The 20,893-nt window shown below is 43.0% G+C and carries 20 protein-coding genes; 4 read left to right on the plus strand and 16 right to left on the minus strand.

What is annotated here, in order from left to right; translation table 11 throughout:
- Positions 1-185 precede the first annotated feature (185 nt).
- The 10 genes from BMW59_RS19635 to BMW59_RS19680 form a co-directional block, all read right to left on the minus strand.
- Positions 186-587 (minus strand): rhodanese-like domain-containing protein, encoded by a 402-nt coding sequence (locus BMW59_RS19635; protein WP_093055733.1) that lies wholly within the window; start codon positions 585-587, stop codon positions 186-188.
- Positions 588-761: 174 nt separating this feature from the next.
- On the minus strand, positions 762-1,343 hold the full coding sequence (locus tag BMW59_RS19640; RefSeq protein WP_093055735.1) for a CDP-alcohol phosphatidyltransferase family protein: 582 nt from the start codon (positions 1,341-1,343) through the stop codon (positions 762-764).
- 20 nt (positions 1,344-1,363) lie between these two features.
- Positions 1,364-2,389: an ABC transporter ATP-binding protein gene (locus BMW59_RS19645; protein WP_093055737.1), complete on the minus strand. Its 1,026-nt coding sequence runs from the start codon at positions 2,387-2,389 to the stop codon at positions 1,364-1,366.
- A 14-nt stretch (positions 2,390-2,403) separates the two neighbouring features.
- Positions 2,404-3,207, minus strand: a complete 804-nt coding sequence (locus BMW59_RS19650) for an ABC transporter permease (protein WP_245733240.1) — start codon at positions 3,205-3,207, stop codon at positions 2,404-2,406.
- Positions 3,204-4,115, minus strand: coding sequence for an ABC transporter permease (locus tag BMW59_RS19655; protein ID WP_093055741.1), 912 nt, complete (start codon positions 4,113-4,115; stop codon positions 3,204-3,206). The genes BMW59_RS19650 and BMW59_RS19655 overlap by 4 nt, the downstream gene beginning before the upstream one ends.
- Positions 4,069-5,280: an ABC transporter substrate-binding protein gene (locus BMW59_RS19660; protein WP_093055743.1), complete on the minus strand. Its 1,212-nt coding sequence runs from the start codon at positions 5,278-5,280 to the stop codon at positions 4,069-4,071. Before BMW59_RS19660 ends, BMW59_RS19655 begins: the two co-directional genes overlap by 47 nt.
- A 406-nt stretch (positions 5,281-5,686) precedes the next feature.
- Entirely contained in the window at positions 5,687-6,385 is a 699-nt protein-coding gene (locus tag BMW59_RS19665) for a TVP38/TMEM64 family protein (protein ID WP_093055745.1), read from the minus strand.
- Between the two features lie 24 nt (positions 6,386-6,409).
- Complete coding sequence (locus tag BMW59_RS19670; RefSeq protein WP_218142003.1) at positions 6,410-7,402, minus strand: sulfurtransferase; 993 nt, start codon at positions 7,400-7,402, stop codon at positions 6,410-6,412.
- A gap of 142 nt (positions 7,403-7,544) precedes the next feature.
- Complete coding sequence (locus tag BMW59_RS19675; RefSeq protein ID WP_093055747.1) at positions 7,545-8,318, minus strand: heterodisulfide reductase-related iron-sulfur binding cluster; 774 nt, start codon at positions 8,316-8,318, stop codon at positions 7,545-7,547.
- A gap of 1 nt (position 8,319) precedes the next feature.
- On the minus strand, positions 8,320-10,104 hold the full coding sequence (locus BMW59_RS19680; RefSeq protein ID WP_093055749.1) for an FAD-dependent oxidoreductase: 1,785 nt from the start codon (positions 10,102-10,104) through the stop codon (positions 8,320-8,322).
- 637 nt (positions 10,105-10,741) lie between these two features.
- Here BMW59_RS19680 and BMW59_RS19685 point away from each other — a divergent pair.
- From BMW59_RS19685 to BMW59_RS19695, 3 genes are all read left to right on the plus strand, one after another.
- The gene (locus BMW59_RS19685) at positions 10,742-12,481 is read left to right on the plus strand and encodes a sensor histidine kinase (protein WP_245733241.1); all 1,740 of its coding nucleotides are present in this window, start codon (positions 10,742-10,744) and stop codon (positions 12,479-12,481) included.
- A gap of 1 nt (position 12,482) precedes the next feature.
- The gene (locus tag BMW59_RS19690) at positions 12,483-13,226 is read left to right on the plus strand and encodes a LytR/AlgR family response regulator transcription factor (protein WP_093055753.1); all 744 of its coding nucleotides are present in this window, start codon (positions 12,483-12,485) and stop codon (positions 13,224-13,226) included.
- A gap of 147 nt (positions 13,227-13,373) precedes the next feature.
- Positions 13,374-14,816 carry a carbon starvation CstA family protein gene (locus BMW59_RS19695; protein ID WP_093055754.1) on the plus strand — a complete coding sequence of 481 codons (1,443 nt, stop codon included), beginning with the start codon at positions 13,374-13,376 and terminating at the stop codon, positions 14,814-14,816.
- 117 nt (positions 14,817-14,933) lie between these two features.
- On the opposite strand, the gene BMW59_RS19700 is transcribed toward BMW59_RS19695, so the two are convergent.
- Complete coding sequence (locus BMW59_RS19700) at positions 14,934-15,281, minus strand: CHY zinc finger protein (RefSeq protein ID WP_093055756.1); 348 nt, start codon at positions 15,279-15,281, stop codon at positions 14,934-14,936.
- Positions 15,282-15,455: 174 nt separating this feature from the next.
- Here BMW59_RS19700 and BMW59_RS19705 point away from each other — a divergent pair, with 174 nt between their 5' ends.
- Positions 15,456-15,971, plus strand: coding sequence for an acyl-CoA thioesterase (locus BMW59_RS19705; protein WP_093055758.1), 516 nt, complete (start codon positions 15,456-15,458; stop codon positions 15,969-15,971).
- A 58-nt stretch (positions 15,972-16,029) separates the two neighbouring features.
- On the opposite strand, the gene BMW59_RS21920 is transcribed toward BMW59_RS19705, so the two are convergent.
- From BMW59_RS21920 to BMW59_RS19725, 5 genes are all read right to left on the minus strand, one after another.
- Complete coding sequence (locus BMW59_RS21920; protein WP_177174445.1) at positions 16,030-16,173, minus strand: hypothetical protein; 144 nt, start codon at positions 16,171-16,173, stop codon at positions 16,030-16,032.
- A gap of 146 nt (positions 16,174-16,319) precedes the next feature.
- Entirely contained in the window at positions 16,320-16,580 is a 261-nt protein-coding gene (locus BMW59_RS19710; RefSeq protein ID WP_093055761.1) for a hypothetical protein, read from the minus strand.
- Between the two features lie 114 nt (positions 16,581-16,694).
- The gene (gene fabG, locus BMW59_RS19715; protein WP_093055763.1) at positions 16,695-17,435 is read right to left on the minus strand and encodes a 3-oxoacyl-ACP reductase FabG; all 741 of its coding nucleotides are present in this window, start codon (positions 17,433-17,435) and stop codon (positions 16,695-16,697) included.
- Positions 17,436-17,506: 71 nt separating this feature from the next.
- A complete protein-coding gene (locus BMW59_RS19720; RefSeq protein WP_093055765.1) occupies positions 17,507-18,796 on the minus strand; it encodes a GntP family permease in 1,290 nt (429 codons plus the stop codon).
- 37 nt (positions 18,797-18,833) lie between these two features.
- Entirely contained in the window at positions 18,834-20,405 is a 1,572-nt protein-coding gene (locus BMW59_RS19725) for an acyl CoA:acetate/3-ketoacid CoA transferase (RefSeq protein WP_093055767.1), read from the minus strand.
- Positions 20,406-20,893: the final 488 nt, after the last annotated feature.

Raw genomic sequence — 20,893 nt, forward strand, 5'->3', positions numbered from 1 at the left:
TACAACCTCCCATAAAGCTTTTATCTGTCTTGCTGAATTTACCTGTAAACTCTTCTTTTAAAGCCATTATACCTGCTTCAGGGCCCGGTTAATAGCGGTTCGGAAACTGGCTTACCTGCGTATGAAAAAGAGGCTGTCCTCAAAAGTCTGACTTTTGAGGGCAGCCCCTGGTCCACGGTCATCATTTATTCAACTTTCTCTCCTTCATAAGAAGAAATGCCGCCCATCACAATTGTTAGGTTATCCGCATCAAAGCCTTGCTCAATCATCGATTCACCGACTTGAATACTACGGTTCTGTGTATTGCAAAGAATAACAATTTCCTGATCTTCAGGAAGCATGGACGCGTCTTCCATCACTTCATTCATCGGAATATTTTCAAATCCTTGTATGTGGCTCTCAGCAAATTCCTCTTCTTCACGGACATCAACATAAAATTTATCCTCTTCCATGCCTTCTTCAACTTCAGCTTGCAGCTCTTCTGCCGACATTTCATTCATATCCCCGGTTTCTGCATCGGAATCAGAACATCCGGCTGCGGCCGCCATAATAAAGAGCCCAGTAAATAAAATTAATAAATGCTTCATCTCAATAGTCTCTCCTTAGATGCCTTCTTAAAGGCTGATGTATTAAAAGACAGGTAGTAACACAGAGAGATTATAACACTTTTTAAATTCTTTTTATAATAATAACTATGGCAGACAAGCGTCAATTGAACAGACAAGCCGCTGACGCCAGGACAGGTTCTTACAGGGCTTGTCCTATTTAAGTATCTTCCCTGCTTCTGTTAACCGCTGAACCGCAGTGAAGATTTCCACACCAAGAAAAATAAGGCCGATCGCAATCAAATAATCAGGAAAAACAATCATCAATGAAAAAAGTATAAAGCCTTCAGTCCGTTCAGCCAGTCCAGGCTGGTAATAAAATGTTTTAATACCGCTTTTTTCAGCTACAGCCCCGACCGTTAAGAATACTGTCATACAAAATATAATTGAGACGCTTAACAGAAGCAATACCCACATAGCTTCGGGAAAACGAAAGGCAAGGCCAAGAATGACACTGATTTCAACGAGCCGGTCAAAAGTGACGTCCAGAACAGTTCCAAAAGGCGAGGTTTTAGTTTTACGGGCCATCGTTCCGTCCACCACATCCAAAAATCCTGAAAACCATAGCACAGCAAGTGCCAGTATAGACTGATCTAAATAGATAAAAACACCGGAGCTTACCCCGATAATAAATGCGATTACTGTGACGTGGTTTGCGGTGAGGCCAATCTTCAGAAATAGGTTTGCCGACTGGCTGATGGCAGGCTCTACCAGATGGCGGGCTTTCGTATCAAGCATGACTTCCACTTCCTTTTTCCCTATCGGGAAATCTTTTGTTCATTTTTTTGAGACTGTATACGCCAATTCGATTTCTTACCAGTGTCACACGCTTCAACACTGGGCCGCTTATAACAGACATGAACAGCCTCTTTATCACTAAAATGACTGTTTGACTGGATGACTACAGACTGCTTCAGATCAGGTATATAAACGTGGTAAAACGTTAAACCGTATTTAAAAAATTTTGACTGGATGATTCCCTCTGCCTTTTGTGAATCACTGGCAAGAAGTCTGCTTACAGGCCGAAGGGAAAGTTTTCCCGCAGAGATAAATCTGCCCTCCACATAAAGGCCTTCAGAAAACATTTCAGCCACTTCTTCGTTATCCGGATGCTGGTAAACCTCTTCAGGAGAACCTATTTGCTGAAACCGGCCATCTTTCATAACTGCGATTCTATCCCCCATGATCATCGCTTCATCTCTGTCATGAGTGACAAAGACAGCAGTTACTCCTTCTTTTTTCAGAAAGTCCCTGACCCAGGTTCTGATGGAAGTACGCAGTTCAGGGTCCAGGCTGCAGAATGGCTCATCAAGCAGAACAAGGGACGGATTGACAATAAGAGCTCTGGCAAGGGCCACTCGCTGCTGCTGCCCTCCGGAAAGCTGATTAGGATACCGGCCAGAGAGCTTTTCCAGGTCCACTTTTTCAAGCAGGTTCATCCCCCGCTCGATCCGTTCTTTCTTAGCTTTTTTATTCTTCCCGTATTTTAAACCGTAAGTCACATTTTCCAAAATTGATAAGTGAGGAAACAGCAGCGGCTGCTGAAACATAAGCACGACTGGACGCTGTTCTGCTTTAATATTAGTCATATCCTTTCCGTCTATATAAATTTTCCCTGACGACACTCTGGAAAGACCCGCTATAGAACGGAGAAGAGTCGATTTCCCGCATCCTGAAGGTCCGACGAGACTGACAATATCTCCTTTATTCACTTCTATATTTAAATGTTGGAATACCGTCAGATCAGCAAAGACCTTTGAGACATTCTCCAGTTTCATCAGCATAAGCTGATCCCTCCTTAAGGTTTACGGATAACAAATAAATACCCTTTTATTATAGCTTCCCACACGATCAGAAAAGCAATCGGCAGGAGTGCAAACAAGACAGAAAATCCTGCCACCACCGCTTCATCGGCACTATTAAAATAAGGGTAATAAATCATTGGTAAAGTAAGCACTTTCCCTCCCCCGATAATCGCTGTCAGCACGTACTGGCTGAGGGAAATAACGAAGACAAGCACTGCGGTGCTGCGCAGACTTGGCAGGATCAGAGGGACAACCACCGTCCAAAACGTTGTCCACCGCCCTGCGCCGAGAACTGCACTCTGTTCTTCCCAGTCAACGGACAGCCTGTCAAACCCTGCTTTCAGCACTCTCACTGCATAAGGGAGAGTTGGAAGCAAATGTATTAATATGACACCGGTTATTCTGTCTGTCAGCCCCAGCCGGATCATAGTTAAATGCATACCCATAGCAATCGCCAGGACAGGAATTAAAATAGGCATCATAAGGAGAGCTTCCACTACTCCTTTCCCTTTGAACGAAAATCTGCTCAAGGCGTAAGCCGAGGGCACAGCGATAAGAAAATTTATCAGCACGACGCTAACCCCAACAGCTACTGTAACGTAAAGTGATCTGGAAAGTGCCGGGTCCCTGAACATCACTTCCCAGGCCCGCAGACTGAACTGGTCAGGGCTCCATTCCGGCCAGGACCAGCCAAAACTCACGCTTTTTATGAACATGAGGACCACAGGGGCGACAAAGAGCAGAATGCACCCTGTAAACCACACCGCCTGCACCGCTTTTTTTCTGTAAAAAATCATGCTTCTTCCCTCCTCATCGCCCAACGGCTCCGCCATCTCTGAGCGAAAGTCAGGATAAAGAAGGCTGCAGCAAGTGACACTGCCGAGAGAAAGACCATCATTGCATGAGCCAGCGGCCGATTTACCCAGGCAGCCTGGTAAAACCAGTCATAAGCAAGCACCGGGATCATTTTCGGGTAAGTAACACCGAGCAGGGCAGGCACTTCAAACGCGCCTAGTACAAATACAAACAGGATCAGAAATACTTCCAGGGAAACTGGCCAGACCCATGGAAATTCCACTGTTTTAAAAACTGTCCAGCCGTTCCCCCCTAGCGTCCGGCTTACATCTTCATATCTCATATCCATTTCCTGATAAACAGGGAGAAGCATAAGAATGACAAAAGGAATTTCTTTCCATATATAAGTTAGAATCACACCTATATAGTATGGGTCATTTACAAAGAGAGGAAACTGGCTCATATTCTCAAGCCATCCTGACTGGAATGCCACCGAGGAAAACCATCCGCTCGGAGCGAACAATAAAAAGACTATATAAGCAGCCACAAAGTGCGGGATAAGCATAGGAAACCAGGCGATAAATTTCCAGTGGTCCTGTTTAAACAAGCGGACCAGGCGACGTGTCATCCAGATACCAATCACCAGAGACACAGCTGTCGAAATAAAGGCCACCCAAACACTCACTGCCAGGGCATTCAGAAAAACACCTTCCTGGAAAAGCTGCTGGTAATGGTAGTAAAACGGCTGGCCTTCTTCCACAGCTACACTGCTTTTTGCCGCGTTATAAAGACCGTAACCTACAAAGAAAAAAACAACGAGCAGGCTTGGAAGCAAATAAAAATAAGGTTTCAGACTGGTTAACTTACTGCTGGACAACTTCTCGTTCCCAATGTTCCAGAATCCAGTCATGGTATCTCGAGTCGAGTTCCGGAAGAATATCCTCTGACTCTACGATTGCCGGACCGGTTATTTGCTCCATTTCCTGTACCTGCTCCTCTGAAATACTTTCAGCATTCAAAACTGTACCCTCTCCCCACATGGAAGGATCTAATTTTTTAATCTGGGCTTCAGGAGAAAGCATAAAGTTTATCGCAATCATCGCAGCCTCTGGTTCAGGACTGTTGAATGGAATAGATAAATAGTGGGTATTGCTGATCGACCCCGGTTCCAGCACAACAGTCTCTGTTGCTTCAGGAAAAATGCCGTCTTCGATAAGGCTTTCAGCACGGTGCTCATTAAAACCCATTGTAAATGCTACTTCCCCGTTTGAATAAAGCTGATCCAGATGTGAGAGTGATTCAGGATAAGTCTGTCCGTTACGCCAAAGTGACTCTTTAAACGTACGAAGAGTATCAAAAACCTCATCCTTGTTTTCTTCGAGCCACCCTTCATTAAATGTTTCCAGCTCTTCAGGATCGTCTGCCACATGGTACATAACATGGCGGACAAAGGCATTTCCTGTAAAATCATTCACGCTGGGATAAGTAAACTCGCCTGGGTTGTCGATTGCCCACTCAATCAAATCGTCCATCGTCTCCGGCGGATTCTCTACCCTATCGGCATTGTACTGAAAAGCAAACTGAACATTTCCCCACGGTGCCTGGTGTCCATCAATTTCTGTCCCCATATCGAAATGGACGAACGGCGCATCGCCACCGATGTAGTCTTCCATGTTTGGCAAATGTGAAGTAAATTCCCCGTATAACAAGTCGTTATTTTTTGCGTTTCTGAAATTTTCGCCGTTTATCCAGAGAATATCTGCCGAACCTTCATTTTGGCCTGCTTCTTTTTCCGTCATAAGTTTGGATAAGAAGTCAGGCGCATCCATCGGATAGCGTGTAAGGGTAATATCATATTCCTGTTGAAGGTGAGGAGCGACAAATTCATCAAGATACTGGTTAACTCCGTCATCTCCCCCCCACATATAAATGCCGATTTCCGAACCTTCAGCTTCACTGACTATATCATCCCAATCTTTACCCTCTAAACCGTGTGCCGCGTCCTTCTCCTGATCCTGGCCGCATGCCAGCAGCACAGACGCCATTAAACCTATAACCGGTATCACTTTTTTCATCTTTTCACACTCCGCTATAAAAATTTTTATTTTCAAAACATATAAAGTTATTTAAGTTTATGCTTTATCTGAAGCAGCCCATACCCTATTTATTTTCAAGTGCTTTTTGAGATGAGTTATTAAAGCTTTAAATTAAAACGAAGAGGGAGCACTTTAAAATATATAAAACAGTATAACTCGTTTATAAAGTTGAATAAGTAAGCCTGCTTACAACTGTGTGTGGTATTTAAAGCGTCTGTCGCCCTTATAGAAAAGAGTGTCAAACCTGTTTCCATATCTTTCTCACAAAGTATATTCTATCACATACACACCAAATATTAGTGAACATCTCGTGTCTTAAAACAAGAAGCGTTCGATGAGCTCGAACGCTTCTTTATAAAGCTTAACTAAGTTTTATACGGCGTCCTTAAGACGTTTCTTTTAATTCATCCATATCGATACCTTTTTTCTTGGCAAGGTATTTAGGAATAAGAGATACAAGGAAAAGAATAATCCCTGCGGCCGCAAATTGCAGCATTAAGTTTAACGAAATACCTTCCCGTACAATTTGTCCTGCCATAAACGCGTAAATAAACGCTCCGGGAGCCATCGTAATAAGCGATACACCGGTATACTTGGCAAAACCTAAACTCGTGAGGCCGTAAGCATAGTTCTGAACGTTAAAAGGGAACACCGGCACAAGCCGTGTAAGAATTAGGAAACTGACCCCGTTCTTTTCTACGCCCTTATCAATTTTATCGAAAATAGCATTACCTTTAAATTTCTTTAAAATCATGTCACGGGCTAAATATTTTGCTACGAGGAAAGCTGCAGCCGCACCGAGAGTGGCGCCGATAAGCGATAAAATTCCTCCAATGACAGGGCCAAATGTGATCCCCGCTACAATTGTAAGCACTGCTCCCGGAAGCATAAACACTGCAACGGCAACAAACACAAGTACAAATATCACATACCCCAGCATTCCAAAGCTGTTAATGAACTCCTGCATCGCTGCGACATCCTGAAGGCGGTCCATAATGCCCGTCTGCCATGCGATTAATATGACTGCTCCAATAGCTGCCAGTAAACTGACGAGTTTAATGGCTGATTTATTTTTTTCACTCACATTCTTCACTTCCTTTCCTGGTGATTAAAAATCACCGTTTTCTGTTCTGTCGATTACGTCCTGGTTACCATCTTCGTATGCGTGGTAAGACCATTCAATCCAGGAGCCGTCGTAGTTTTTCGCGTTATCATAACCCATTGCATGGGTAAGCACAAGCCATGTGTAGGCAGATCTTACGCCTGACTGGCAGTAGGAAATGACTGTCTGGTCACCGGCTATGACGTCTCCGTAAAGCTCTTCAAGTTCATCCATTGACTTAATTGTGCCATCTTCTGCAGTGGCTTTTGAGTACTCAATGAATAAGGAATCTTGAATTTTACCAGGGCCATAAGCACCGCTGAGTGTCGTATTTCCTTCTTCTTCATCCAGACCACGCGTATCCAATACTAAATAATCTTCACTGTCTGCTGCTTCGATCATTGTATCAAGTGAGGCGTTGAATGCTTCCTCGTTAAAATCAGGTGCAGTATACTCTGTTTCCGGACGGTCGCCTGGCTCCATAGCGTCTCCTGTTTCAAATCCTTCACCAATCCAGACATTGATACCGCCATCAAGGAATCTTACGTCTTCATGACCCATCATTTTAAGCTGCCAGAAAACTCTTGCAGAGTCGTGCTGGTCGTTTGCTGCATAAGTGACAATTGTTGTATCTTCCTCTACGCCGAATGAGCTTAACAGGTCTTCCATTTCTTCTTTAGTATTAGCCATACCGCCGTAAGGGTAAGATTCTGTGCCTGAGTAATCAGGGCGCCATACTTCAAAGGATCCCGGGATCGCCCCGCCTCTTTCATCCATCGTGCCGATTACAACAACATCCTGAGACTCATCTTCCATTAGGTCTTTTAATTCGTGGGCTGTAACAAATACTTCAGGGTTGGCATATTCACTGATTTTTTCCTGCTGTGCGGACATGTCTACCTCCTGTGCGTCAATACCGGTAATTGAAAAATAAACAATAACGCCTACAAGCAGTACTGCAAGTGCACCAAAACTTCCAAACTTCATTTTTTTACTCATTGTAATACCCTCCTCTTAAAATATGGTTCAGTTGCTCAATAATTCACAAATAATAGCTTTTATATTTGGCTCTGTTAAACTTTGTTGCATTTTAACAGAGCCTTTTATTTAAGGCATGGCCTGTCACAGGATGGGGACAGACTTATGCTTTAACAACCTGCTTAACTGCATTTTTAGATTTATAGCGGTTAATCCACGATTTAGCTGGGCTGGACAGGACATCTTCAGGGGCAGGTGCATCGTCGTAAACAACAGGTCCCCATAATAAATCAAGAATATGAAAGGCCTTCTTTCCAACTTTCATCATTGATGATCGGCAAGCGGCACAATAGACAACCACATGGTCTGATTCAAAGTCGTCTGCCCGGCGCTGCATTACACGTGTTGCTAAATCAGGGTTTGCCGGTACTATCATTCCGCCAAAGCCGCAGCAGCGGGCATTTTCTCTTGAGTGTTCAGTTTCTTCGACTCTGTAACCCAGCTCTGACATAATCCAGCGTATTCCATCCTGGATCTCTTTTTCATACCGGGTAGAACAGGAATCGTGAATTCCGAAGACAACGTCGCTGTCTTTCGCTTTCCCGCGAACTTCTTCAGGAAGGCCGATCTTAGGAAGAAGCGTCCACAGTGATTCGACATCTGTATGATCGCTCGTTTCCTTAATCGTCTTGTAACAGTTCTGACAGGCGACTATCATTGTCTCTATACCTACATCATCAATATCTTTCTGAAGACCGGCAAATCTTTCCTTGAACTTTTCTTCCTGTCCGAGGGCTTTAGTGCCTTTCCCGCAACACTTCTGCACCCCTCCAAGGTCGGGGTAAATTTGTTTTAAATATTCCATTGTTTTTTTAACGCCTTCAGGTGTGTATGAAGGCAGTGAACAACCTGGCATGAACCCCATTTTTTCAGTCATGTTACCTCACCCCTTTAACTTTCGTACAGAAGATTTTAGAGAAACCGAGTTTTTGGTGCATTTCAATGGCTTTGTGTCCTTCCATAGGGGACTTGCCATCGTTATGGAGAATGAAATCTTTCCTCATCCCCATAAATGTTTCACCGATCTTAAAATCGTTCGGACACACGTGAGTACAGCCGCCGCACATGTTACAGGAGTATGGAATGATCGGATCGATTTCTCCCTTTTCAAGAAACTCTCCGAAAATATCCTGAGGGCATTCTCCGTAATCGTTCATCATCAGGCATTCGGTCATACAGAGTTTACATTCGCATTGCAAACATCTGGATGCTTCCTTTTGAGCCTGTTCATCTGTATATCCAAGATCAAAAGCTTTGAAATCGCGTTTTCTTTCTTTAGCAGATCTGTGATTGCCCGACGTTCTTGGAAGGTTTTCAGTTCCTTTAGGAAGCGGAACGTCCAGTCTTGTTTCAAAGCTGTATTCCAGCTTGAAGTTCCGGCCTTCAGCCAGATCTTTTTCTTTCATGAACCTGTCGGCTGATGCGGCTGCTTTACGTCCGAGCGCCATAGCCTGGACGACAATAGCGCCGCCGCTTGCATCTCCGGCTGCGAATACATCCGGAAGATTTGTTGCTAACGTGTCAGGATCTGTCACGTAGCGGCCTCCGCCTTTCTGTTCAAGCTGGCCGTCTGTAATGTCTTCTACTTGCTGACCTGTCGCAAAAACAACTGTATCTATTTTTACTTCTTGTGTTTCTTCTGAAAATTCAGGAGCGAAACGCCCGTTTTCATCAAACACTGATAATACTTTTTTCAAGCGCAAGCCTTTAACCTTGCCGGCTTTATTTTTAAGAATCTCATCTGTCCCCCAGCCGTTAATGAATTGCACATCTTCTTCCTGTGATTCATCGATTTCCTCCTGGCTTGCCGGCAGGCTCTCCAGCTCTTCCAGGCTGATGAGCAGCACTTCTTCCGCTCCAATGCGCCAGGAAGACCTTGCACAGTCCATTGCCACGTCTCCTCCGCCTATTACAGCGATCTTCTTGCCTGCTTTTGGAAATTTATGAGTCAGGCTAATGTCTTTTAAATAGTCGACTGCATTGAAGACCCCTTCTGCGTCTTTTCCGGGAACGGGCGGGATGGTCCCCTTATGAGCACCGTTTGCTACAATAACAGAGTCATAGTCTTCTCTTAATTGAGAGAATGTGACGTCTTTACCAATCTCGATACCCATTTTAAATTCGACGCCTAAATCTACTAAATAGCTGTATTCGAAATCAATCACTTCACGCGGAAGGCGGTATTCAGGAATCCCTACACGCATCATTCCGCCTACGACATGCAGCTTGTCATAAATGACAACCTCGTGGCCTGCTTTGCGGAGGTCGATTGCTGCCTGGGCACCTGCAGGGCCCGCACCGATAACTGCTACTCTTTTACCGGTAGGTTCACCGACTGAGTCTTCCCAAAGCTCTTTGCGGTCAGCTCTTTCCGCCGCGAAACGTTTTAAGCCGGCAACTGAGAGCGGCTGGCCAAACTCTGAGTTTCTTCTGCAGTCTGTCTCACAAGGATGGGCGCAGATTCTCCCAAGAGTATTAGGAAGAAACAGCTTTTCCCGAATCGTTTTTAATGCTCCTTCGTAGTCACCTTTACCAATTTGTGCGATGTACTTCTTTACATCTGTGTGCATAGGACAGGCCGCTGTACAAAAAGCGTCTTCATGCCCCATGCATCCGTCAGTAATATGTGAAGCTTGCTCCAACACATTTTTTTTGAATTCCATGACTCTCACCTCTCATTCGATTTGTGAAGAAACTTCACAAAAACTTCACTATGTGAAGTTTTTCACATGATGTTTGCTTAAAAAAACGAAGGTCTTTCCCCCGCAACATCTGTAACAGTTCTTCTTATGGCTGGAAGTTACATAAATTATTTGATCATATAAATTAAAAATAAGTCCGTAACCTTTGCCAGTCTTTTTGATTTGTTGGCAGAGGCATTCATTCTTCCTGACTATTCAGTATAAAACATAAAGGTTATGTTCAATGCAGAACTTGAAGGAACAATAATACCTCCACCTTTAATTTAACAAATTTAATAAACGTATAACGATGAAAAATTCGAATAGTCTGTGACAGAGATGTAGACAAATTTCAACACAAGGTAAACTGAGTGAAGTAGTCGGCTTTAGACTGTTGTATTATAAAGGAAGTTATTATATAACACAAAAGTACTTATTTAGTCTGTTTTGTAAATCTGTTCCAGAAATTCTGAATATCTGTTTCAAAAAATAAGTGATAGTGATTTTGGACCCTTAGGGAAAATTGAGAGCCCCGCTATTTCTATATTTATCCTAAATCTCTTTTTTCTATCTCAGGTATAATAGATTCTATAACCTTTTATATATAATGGGGGATTTTATGGAGTTATTTGTTATTATGCTGGAACGGTTAGGTATTATAGTGATGGTCGCCTTCTTAATGACAAGAATTCCCTTTTTCCGTCACCTTATAGAACGACACCAGGTGACGCTGGCTCAACGTATTAGTATCACTCTTATGTTTGGCTTTTTTGGGATCATAGGAACATACACAGGAGTAGTAGTCTCTCCTGGGGAAGCCAGTTATGTGATGTGGGTATCGGAATTAGCTCAGGAAGAAGCTATAGCCAACTCCCGAGTTCTCGGAATCGTTGTCGCCGGTCTGTTAGGTGGCTGGAGAGTGGGGGTTGGAGCAGGGTTAATTGCAGGAGGGCATCGTTTCCTGCTTGGAGGATTTACAGGGTTTGCCTGCGGTATTTCCGCAGTCATTGCTGGTGTAATAGCTGGTATAGCTCACCGCTATATGAAAAAAGGGTCCAGCCTTTCTTTACCGCTTACTTTTTTTGTCGGCGTTTTAAGTGAAACGATTCAGATGACTATTATTCTTTTAGTTGCCAGGCCCTTTGACCAAGCTCTTGCTCTCGTCGAACTTATCGGTTTGCCTATGATTCTTGCGAATGGGGTAGGCGCTGCTGTTTTTGTATTAATTATACGCAGTGTCATTAAAGAAGAAGAAAAGATGGCGGCAGTCCAATCCGGCCGCGCTTTAAATATTGCTGATAAAACGATGATTCATATGAGAAAGGGTTTAACGCCTGAATCGGCCAAACAAACATGTGAAATACTTCTTCAGGAAGTTAATGCTTCAGCAGTTTCTATGACCAATCGCTCAACTATATTGAGTTACCGCGGAAAAGGAGCAGATTATTATGAAGAGGGCGAAGATATTAAAACGGAAGCGACTAAAAAAGTCCTGGAAAACGGAAATATATTCCAGGGTAACCGACAGGAAATTGATCAGCATCAAAACCTTCCTTCCGATATTAAAGCAGCTTTGATTGTTCCTTTAAAACAAAAAGAAGTCATTGCAGGAACGTTAAAATTTTATTTTCATTCTGAAAAAGAAATTACCGTATTAGAAAGAGAATTAATTCAGGGGCTGGCGACCATGTTGAGTCATCAGCTTGAACTGGCGAAAGTTGAGGAGTTAGAAAAAATTGCGAGAGAAACTGAAATCAAAGCTTTACAGGCACAAGTCAGTCCTCATTTTCTTTTTAACACTCTTAACATCATTGTTTCTATGATCAGGACTCACCCGGAAAGAGCAAGGAAACTGCTCCTTTCACTATCAAGTTTCTTTCGGCAGAATTTGGCCGGTACGCATAAATCCTGGTCCTCCTTAAATGAAGAACTGAAACATATTAAATCTTATTTAGAAATTCAAAAAGCGAGGTTTTCCAGTGCCCTCGAAGTAAAATGGGAAGTAAATAACGATCTTCTCCATAATCAAGTTCCCACTATGACTCTTCAGCCATTAGTTGAAAACGCGATTAATCATGGAAAGATTTCCAGTGATCATTCTTTGACAGTTACTATTAGTATTGAAGAAAGGAATGGACATGTGCTGGTTTCCATAAGCGACAATGGCAGAGGAATAGACAGCGAAAAATTAGCCTATTTAACTAAACGGCCAATGGAATCTGAAAAAGGGTCAGGCATAGGATTATACAATGTTCATAACCGATTATCTAATATGGTTTCACCTGATTCAGCATTGAAAATTGTTAGTGAACCTTCCATAGGTACAACTATCTCATTTCAACTTGAAAGGAGATTTTAATATGACCAGACAAACTATCCGCACGTTATTAATTGATGATGAACCTTTCAGCAGGGATGAGCTAAAGCATTTACTTTCCTCTTATTCTGAAATCGATGTGGAAGGAGAAGCTCAGTCTGCCCAAGAAGCCCTGGAAAAGATTATAGAATTGGAGCCTGATGTCATCTTTTTGGATATTGAAATGGGAGATAAAAACGGCATAGAACTAGCTTCTACTGTTCAAAAGCTAAAAAAGGTGCCTTTAATTGTATTTGCCACCGCTTACCCCGATTATGCGGTGAAAGCCTTCAGAGTTCAGGCTATGGATTACGTTTTAAAACCTTTTGATGAAGAACAGATACACGAGACAGTCATTAGGTTACGGGACGCCCTGAATAACGCGCCTTCCCCTTCACTGGGAGGGGCAAGTGAGGAATTCGGCAAACTGGCAGTTCAGCAGGAGGAATCGATTTATTATCTGGCGCCTCGGGAAATTGAATATATTTACAGGGAAGGCGGAGTGACCAAAGTCTCCAGTCAACAATGTGAGTATGTCATACGCTATCCATTAAGAGAAATTGAAGATAAGCTGCAGGATTACTCTTTTTTCAGAACCCATAAAGGGTTTATCGTTAATTTAAATCACGTGGAAGAGATGAGACCCTGGTTTAACGGGGCGTATCAATTAAAACTTAATAATGTAACCGAACTGATTCCTGTCAGCAGAAATTATGTCAAACAGCTGCGCGCGCGTCTTGAACTGTAACTGCTGATTAACATCTTACAACGCTTTTTCGACACTTTATTCATCATTTTAAACATTATAACCGTCATAATACCTTTAAACGATCATTTCACTTTATAATAAAATCAGCTTATGAAAGCCCATACATTTTAAAGTGAGGTGGATGACGTGATTACTTTTTTACTTGCAATAGCAATTTTAATTGTCGGTTATTTTACTTACGGAAAGTTTGTTGAAAAAGTATTTGGTGTCAAAAATGAGCGCATGACTCCCGCGATGAGCCAGGGAGACGGTGTTGATTACGTTCCGATGGGAACTAAACGAAACTCATTGATTCAGCTATTAAACATTGCAGGCGTCGGCCCTATATTCGGGCCGATTATGGGGGCTCTTTACGGTCCCGTTGCTTTCCTTTGGATTGTATTCGGGGCCATCTTTGCAGGAGCGGTGCATGATTATTTAACGGGAATGATTTCTATCAGGAACCGCGGAGCGCATTTACCTGAGCTTGCAGGAAAATTCCTGGGTAAAGTAATGAAACATGTCGTAAACGGGTTTTCGGTATTGCTGCTGCTTTTGGTCGGCACTGTGTTCGTTACTGCACCGGCGGCTTTGATCCATAACATGGTTCCAGGCTGGGTAACCTTAGGAATGATCATTGGTTTAATATTCCTGTATTATATTGTTGCAACAATGCTTCCTATTGATAAAATCATTGGCAGAGTTTATCCGTTATTTGGAGGACTTTTACTTATTAGTGCGTTGGGGATTGGGGGAAGTCTCGTGCTTACAGGCGCTCCAATTCCAGAAATGACTTTGACTAACATGCATCCTGAAGGATTAATGATTTTTCCGTTATTATTCTTAACTATTTCGTGCGGTGCTTTATCAGGTTTTCATGCGACACAATCACCTATTATCTCACGGACAACCCAGAGAGAAAAAGACGGGCGCAAAATCTTTTACGGCATGATGATCACAGAAGCCGTGATTGCTATGATCTGGGCAGCGGCGGCAATGAGCTTATTTTACGGGACAGATTTAAGTGCGCTCATTAATGAAGGCGGGCCTGCTGCTGTAGTAAGTGAAGTATCCCTGATGATGCTTGGGGGCATTGGCGGGACTCTCGCTGTTCTTGGTGTCATCGTCCTCCCTATTACGTCAGGAGACACGGCATTCAGAAGTGCAAGAATGATTATAGCCGACTATTTTAAAATAAAGCAGATTAAAATTAAAAACAGACTTCTAATCGCTTTACCTTTATTCTTTATGTCTTTGGCACTTACTCAAATTGATTTTACATTATTATGGCGTTATTTCTCATGGGCCAATCAGTCTACAGCAATGATTGCTCTGTGGGTAGGAGCGATGTATTTAGGTATCCAAGGGAAGAATCACTGGATTTCCAGTGTGCCAGCTGCTTTTATGACGATGGTCACTTTTACTTACATCTTAAATGCACAAATTGGATTCGGATTATCTATGCCTCTCTCTTATGCTTTGGCTGCACCAGCAACTGCGGTGGTCATCTTATTGTTCGCTAAAAAGCTGAATAAAGAACGTTCATTAAACGTCATCGAAGCGGATGCACGTCCTGAAAAAGCAGCTTAAACTAGCGGCTAGAACAACGCTTTCAGTTTTGTTTCTTATAAAGAATTGCCGGTTCTCAGTTATTTGAGAACCGGCTTTTTTCATTAATTCCGGTCTCTGTCTGTTAAAGGTAAGTCGTTAATTTCCAATGGAGTTTGGTCTTTCAAAATACAAGTGGTGGTGAGTTTGGCATCCCGGGTTAAATGATTTATTGCATGCAGGACAGTGAGTCGAAGACTGCATATACTGCTCGATTGTAAGCTCAGTACCGCATGCGCCGCAAAGAACAGCTTTTTGCCAGAATTCTTCTGCAGGCCACCTTTCTACAGAGTGGCCTGCTGTTTCATGATGGCAATGGATACACGGGTAATACGTGCCGCAGCACTTAAATTTTATAGCGATTCTATCGCGCTCGGAATGGTAATGGGAACAGCGGGTTTCCGCGTCTACAACTTTTCCCTTCACAATGACATCGTGGATTTTCATAATAAGCCTCCTCTATAAGGTTTAAAAATATGGCCATGCTGGGGGTCGGCCATGCTGGGGGTCAGTCCCCCCATTTATTGGGAATTACTCACTTGAGGTCGTTTACTTGATAATTGCGAGCAGGATGGTATACTTTTTTAAATCTACATTAATCATACTGGAGGGTTCTACACCATGAAAGCAAAACCTTGTAAAGATTCCAGGGTTATAAAAACGGGACGAGTGTTCCCTCAGGATACAAATAACCATGATACCCTTTTTGGCGGGAAACTGATGAGGGACATTGATGATGTGGCCTCAATTTCTGCTGCAAGGCATTGCAGGAGGGAGTGTGTCACAGCTTCTACTGATTCAGTGGACTTTCTGCACCCTATCCGTCAGACTGATTCAGTGTGCCTTGAATCGCATGTCACCTGGACAGGTAAAAGTTCAATGGAAGTCTTCGTTAAAGTGATCGCAGAGGACCTGCTGACCGCAGACCGCCGTGTAGCCGCTACAAGCTTTCTCACGTTTGTTGCATTGGATGAGGAAGGCAAACCAGCTGGTGTACCGGACGTTATACCTGAAACAGAAGAAGAAAAATACCTGCACGACACGGCTCCTGAACGGGCTAGAGTAAGAAAAGAAGGCAGAAAAGAAAGTAAAAAACTAGCACAAATCCTGTCAGAGTTAAAGCCTTGGGACGACTGACCATGAAAAGGGAATTAATGGGGGGGCAGACCCTCCAGGAATTTACATATTAAGTTTTTTAATTTAACCTGACAGTCAGGTACCCAATAATAAAGCCTGTAAAAATTACTATTATAATCAGGCTAATGACATACTGTAATAATTTAGACCCGGATTTGCCGTTTCTTCCTTTCCCTGTTCTTTTCGGAGTACGATCACTCACTTGTGACACTCCTTTTGTAATATTAGTATAGAAGAAGGAAATAAATTGGGGGACAGACCTCCCAGTAATTTACAAATAAAACCGTGCGGCTTTTACTTTGCCCGCACGGTTGTTTTAATAATCAGTTAGAAGACGGTCTTCTTTAGTTATCCGTCGTCTCCATCGCCGTCTAATTCATCCACAAAATCTTCGTTAATTTCTATATTTATGGAATCCTCGCCATTATCCCCATTGCCGTTTCCTCCACCGGCACCGTCATCGCCGCCTGGAAGCATAGGTAGAAGGTAGTTGACTATAAAAAACAAAATAATAATTGTAATGATCGTTATAAAAGCATACTTAATAAATGTTGCGCCAACTTTGCCCGGCTCTTCTTTTTTTTCGACGCGCTTATAGTCATCACTCACATGTAACACTCCTTTATCATTCTCTTAGTGTGAGTGATACCCTATCAGGCAAGACTGAAACATACCAGGCTTTAATGTAAAAAAATGGGGGGACAGACCCCCCACTTATTTCCATTAAATGACGACGCCGCCGTCGACGGAGAGGACCTCCCCTGTGATAAAGCGGGCTTCGTCTGATGCGAGGAACAGATAAGCGTTCGCGATGTCCTCTGGTTTGCCCAGATCTTTCAGCACGGATTTGTCTTTCATCATATCGAGAACTTTATCCGGCATTTTTTCTGTCATTGGAGTCAGCACAAATCCTGGTGCTACAGCGTTGACACGGACATTAAAGCGGCCAAGTTCTTTAGCCCACGTTTTTGTCATGCCATTCACACCCCATTTAGTGGCGGCATAGTTTGTCTGTCCGAAGTTTCCATACGTGCCGACTACGGAAGATGCATTTAAAATGACGCCGCCGTTCTGCTCTTTCATTACAGCTGCAGCTGCCTGGGAAATATTGAATACACCTTTTAAGTTAACATCTATTACTCGGTCCCACTGGTCTTCTTCCATTTTTAACAACTGGGCATCAGCAGTAATTCCTGCATTATTAACGACGATATCTACACTGCCGTAAATTTCTTTTGAATAGTCAATAAGTGATTTTACCGCTTCCCGGTCTGTGACGTTTACAGATTGAGAGACCGCTTTTCCTCCGTCAGCCTCAATTTCCTGAACAACCTGGTTAATATCCTCTTCATTTAAGTCAGCTACTACAACATTCGCTCCTTCTTTTGCAAACGTTAATGCTGTCGATTTCCCGATTCCTCGTCCTGCTCCTGTCACGATAGCTGTTTTCCCTTGTAATCTCATGAGTTCAACCTCTCCCTTTTTTCTTATAAGAATGTTTGTTAGTTACCCTTGAAACTATTACTCTCTATTTTTTACAGCAGACCAATCATAGAAACCAGAATGGCCACGACAACTGATAAAACTGGAATGAGTGCGCCTACAACGAAAATATCTTTATAAGAATCTTTATGTGTCATTCCTGTAATAGCAAGCAATGTCAGGACGGCACCGTTGTGCGGCAGGACGTCCAGGCCGCCGGATGCAATGGAAGCAACTCTGTGAAACGCTTCCGGTGGAATACCTGTATTCATGGCAATCTGATAGTACTGTTCCCCAAGCGCTTCTAGCGTAATTCCCATACCTCCGGAAGCTGAACCGGTCGCCCCGGCAAGCACGTTAATTGCTGCTGCCTGGGAAAAAAGCGGGTTTCCCGGAATGCCCATAACAAGTTCCGTTAACCTTTCAAACCCTGGAACTGCCCGTACGACAGAGCCGAAGCCTACCGCGGCACTTGTATTAATAATTGCTATTACAGATCCGCTGGCACCGCCGTTGATTGCTTTTGTAAAGCCTTTGAATTTAGAAATATTGAAAAGCATAATAGAAACAATCCCGGTAAGTAAGGCGACTACAATATCCCAGTTCAACACATTTAATGTGAAGACGACGAGGACAAGCGGCAGGAAAGACAAGGCCACATGTGGAACTTTTCCGTTATCATCTTCCGTAGTAACTTTCTTGTCTTTCGGCTCGGTATACACTTCACCTGCAGCTGTAAGTTTCTTTTCTCGCCAGCGGAGATATAAGTACCCTCCAACTGCCATGACCACTGCCGCAGATAAACCCATTACAGGAGCAGCCATCGCATTGGTTCCATAATACTCAGTTGGAATCAGGTTTTGAATTTGCGGAGTACCGGGGATTGCTGTCATTGTAAAGGTAAAAGCCCCTAAGGCGACTGTCGGCGGGATAAGCCGGCGCGGGATATTAGCTTCCCTGAACAGAGCCAGCGCCAAAGGATAGACTGCAAACACAACAACAAACAAACTAACACCGCCGTAGGTTAAAACGGCCGCAGACACGATAACCCCTAAAATGGCCCGCTGAGTACCGATAATCTTCGTTAACCCCATGGCTACCGACTTTGCCATTCCAGTATCTTCCATTAGCTTCCCAAAGATTGCCCCTAGCATAAATACCGGAAACCATGTTTTGGCGAACCCTACAAACCCTTCCATATACGTATTTGTATAGGCGTCAAGAAGATCAAGCCCGCCAGTCAGTGCGACAACCCCTGCTGCGATCGGTGCGACCCAAATAATTGACCATCCCATATAGGCCAGTACCATAATTAAAATTAATCCAAGTAAAATTCCTAACAATGGTTTCTCCCCCTTAGAAAAATCGTTTTAGTAATAATTAACATAAAACAGCTTTACCATTGGCACTCCCTAACTTCATTTTTTCTTCCTTAAAAATGCTTATATCCATCGGCTTCAGTTCATCTGAAATAATTGGTTTGAAATCCATTTGACCGAGAATATCTTTATCAAGATCCACCCCTGGAGCAATTTCAGTAAGAACGAGTCCTTTAGGCCCCAATTCGAAAACAGCGCGTTCTGTTACATACATAACCGGCCGGTTTAATTCTGACGCATACGAACCGCTGAACGTGATTTGCTCCACATCCTTAATAAATTTTTTGATTTTTCCTTCCTGCACAATTTTCATTTCACCATCCTGAATGTCTACTTTCAGTCCTCCTGCAGTAAATGTTCCGCAAAAGACAACCTTTTTCGCATTCTGGGTAATATTAATAAATCCTCCTGCACCCGTAATTTTGGTGCCAAATTTACTTACATTAACATTTCCTGATTCGTCCAGCTGGGCCAAACCTAGAAAAGCAAGGTCTAAACCGCCGCCGTCATAAAAATCAAACTGGTAAGGCTGATCGATGATGGCATCCGGGTTTGTAGAGGCACCAAAACTCAATCCCCCAGCAGGAATACCGCCGATAGGGCCGGATTCAAGAGTGAGTCTCATTTGATTAATGACGCCTTCTTCACTGGCAACAGAAGCTACCCCTTCAGGAACCCCTATCCCAAGGTTGGTAACAGCGTTCGGTATCAGTTCCATAGCAGAACGGCGGGCGATAATTTTACGCTCATTTAATGGAAGTGGCTTCAATTTATCTAAAGACATTTTAATTTCACCGGAATATGTCGGATTATATTGTTCATGGAAAGTCTGCATATGGTTTTCCTGCTTTGCTTCAACGACTGCATCTACAAGAATTCCAGGTATTTTCACCATGCGAGGGTCCAGCGTTCCGTTTTCGACGACTTTCTCTACTTGAAGAAGTACAATGCCTCCGCTGTTTTTAGCTGCCTGCGCCATCGACAGGACTTCAAGTGTCGCTACCTCTTTTTCCATTGTGGCATTCCCCAATTCATCAGCATATGTTGCGCGGATCACTGCCACATGAATCGGAAAGGAATGGTAGAATAAATATTCTTTATCATTAAATGTCATCAGCTCTACCATATCTTTTGTCGTGTGGTCATTAATTTTCCCGCCATCGTTACGCGGATCAACGAATGTTTTCAGTCCGACATGTGAGATTGTCCCCGGTTTTCCGGCTGCAATGTCGCGGAACATATGTGTAATCACACCTTGCGGCAGATTGTAAGCTTCTATTTTATTATCGATTGCCAGTTTTTGAAGTTTTGGGGCAAGCCCCCAATGGCCGCCTATGACTTTTGAAACAAGGCCTTCATGACCGAGGTGGTTCAAACCTCGCTCTTTACCGTCTCCCTGACCTGCAGCATACACTAATGAGAGGTTTCTGGGTGCTCCCTTTTCCAAAAAGCGTTCCTCAAGAGCCTGGGTCAGTTCCTCCGGATGTCCGTTTCCAACGAATCCTCCTGTGGCCACCATGGCACCGTTTTCAATTTTACTTACCGCTTCTTTTGCAGTCATTACTTTACTCATGATTCTCAACCTCCGCTTCATTTCCACATACTTCAAAGGTTGAATATTTAAAAGTATATAGAAATGAGATTTATAATTTTTTATCTGCTTAGTTATGTTGCAAGATTGATGCCAACTTTTTTGTCGAAAAATAAGAGGTTAATGAGTTTCAAGCTGATACTGCAAAGAGGCATGTTGTATGCGTTTTCATGGAATTTTCATACAATTGTCACTTTTACTTAACAGTTATAACTAAGTGTACACTTTAATGTAATTAATTCTTTACACATTATAAAGCTATCTTAAGGAGTGTTCATTTTAATTTACAATTTTTAATGTAAGCGCTTTTTTGTTTATAAATTTGTAAAAAATCCAGAAAAATTTTTAACGCTGTAAAAAAATGGGGGGGTCAGACCCAGTAGCCTTGCACGAATGGAATATATTGTAATTTTAAGTTTACAAACACAAAAAAAGCTCCTATTGTAGAGGAGAGACCAATACTTGTTCCC

It is taken from the genome of Salipaludibacillus aurantiacus (genome assembly GCF_900111295.1).
In the GTDB taxonomy this organism is placed as follows: Bacteria; Bacillota; Bacilli; order Bacillales; family Salisediminibacteriaceae; genus Salipaludibacillus; species Salipaludibacillus aurantiacus.

Coding starts and splice junctions, on each gene's coding strand:
- BMW59_RS19655 (WP_093055741.1), bottom strand. CDS start 4,115: ATGACTGGATTCTGGAACATTGGGAACGAGAAGTTGTCCAGCAGTAAG.
- BMW59_RS19660 (WP_093055743.1), bottom strand. CDS start 5,280: ATGAAAAAAGTGATACCGGTTATAGGTTTAATGGCGTCTGTGCTGCTG.
- fabG (WP_093055763.1), bottom strand. CDS start 17,435: ATGAGATTACAAGGGAAAACAGCTATCGTGACAGGAGCAGGACGAGGA.
- BMW59_RS19680 (WP_093055749.1), bottom strand. CDS start 10,104: ATGGAATTCAAAAAAAATGTGTTGGAGCAAGCTTCACATATTACTGAC.
- BMW59_RS19675 (WP_093055747.1), bottom strand. CDS start 8,318: ATGACTGAAAAAATGGGGTTCATGCCAGGTTGTTCACTGCCTTCATAC.
- BMW59_RS19650 (WP_245733240.1), bottom strand. CDS start 3,207: ATGATTTTTTACAGAAAAAAAGCGGTGCAGGCGGTGTGGTTTACAGGG.
- BMW59_RS19690 (WP_093055753.1), top strand. CDS start 12,483: ATGACCAGACAAACTATCCGCACGTTATTAATTGATGATGAACCTTTC.
- BMW59_RS19640 (WP_093055735.1), bottom strand. CDS start 1,343: ATGCTTGATACGAAAGCCCGCCATCTGGTAGAGCCTGCCATCAGCCAG.
- BMW59_RS19670 (WP_218142003.1), bottom strand. CDS start 7,402: ATGAGTAAAAAAATGAAGTTTGGAAGTTTTGGTGCACTTGCAGTACTG.
- BMW59_RS19705 (WP_093055758.1), top strand. CDS start 15,456: ATGAAAGCAAAACCTTGTAAAGATTCCAGGGTTATAAAAACGGGACGA.
- BMW59_RS19725 (WP_093055767.1), bottom strand. CDS start 20,405: ATGAGTAAAGTAATGACTGCAAAAGAAGCGGTAAGTAAAATTGAAAAC.
- BMW59_RS19645 (WP_093055737.1), bottom strand. CDS start 2,389: ATGCTGATGAAACTGGAGAATGTCTCAAAGGTCTTTGCTGATCTGACG.
- BMW59_RS19635 (WP_093055733.1), bottom strand. CDS start 587: ATGAAGCATTTATTAATTTTATTTACTGGGCTCTTTATTATGGCGGCC.
- BMW59_RS19700 (WP_093055756.1), bottom strand. CDS start 15,281: ATGAAAATCCACGATGTCATTGTGAAGGGAAAAGTTGTAGACGCGGAA.
- BMW59_RS19685 (WP_245733241.1), top strand. CDS start 10,742: ATGGAGTTATTTGTTATTATGCTGGAACGGTTAGGTATTATAGTGATG.